Origin of the sequence: Turicibacter sp. T129 (assembly GCF_025594975.1) — a bacterium.
Classification (GTDB): Bacteria; Bacillota_I; Bacilli_A; order MOL361; family Turicibacteraceae; genus Turicibacter; species Turicibacter bilis.
This window is the reverse complement of record NZ_JAMQUU010000061.1, coordinates 1-504: the sequence shown is the minus strand read 5'-3', so window position 1 is coordinate 504 and position 504 is coordinate 1. Positions and strand designations below refer to the sequence as shown.

The window sequence follows — 504 nt, the reverse complement described above, 5'->3', positions numbered from 1 at the left end:
AGGTAAGTTACAAACTGCGGTACACTATGTACTGAATCAAAAACAAGAACTCATGACCTTTTTAAAAGATGGTCGATTAGAGGCCTCAAATAATCGGGCCGAACGCGCCATCAAAACCGTGGTGATTGGACGAAAAAACTACTTATTTTCAACAAGCCTAGCAGGAGCCGAAGCTAATGCGATCATTTATAGCATCATTCCCTAGCAGTGGAGGATTAGATTATCTTCGATAATCGCCAGGTGACCCATCGAAACGGCTAAGGAACATGGCCTAAATATCTATAAGTATTTAACTTATTTATTTGAACACCTACCAAATGTTGAGTTTTTAATGAAACCAAAGCTCTTGGAGGACTTTTTACCATGGGCAAAAAATGTTCAAGAACATTGTAAAGGAATCTAAAAGAAAAGAGACCTCATCTGTCCTTCAAGTATACAGGTGAGGTCTCTTTTTTTCTATACATGTTATTATTACCCGCTTACTTTTTATCGTGAATGATAAAA

Annotated in this window: 2 protein-coding genes; both read left to right on the top strand. The window is 37.3% G+C overall.

Annotated features, from left to right (window positions below; genetic code table 11):
* Window positions 1–205: IS66 family transposase (locus tag NEH75_RS13660; protein WP_411158683.1), on the top strand; the 205-nt coding region annotated here is incomplete at its 5' end.
* 42 nt (window positions 206–247) lie between these two features.
* A complete protein-coding gene (locus tag NEH75_RS13655) occupies window positions 248–403 on the top strand; it encodes a transposase domain-containing protein (RefSeq protein WP_082427861.1) in 156 nt (51 codons plus the stop codon).
* The last annotated feature ends 101 nt before the right edge of the window (window positions 404–504 follow it).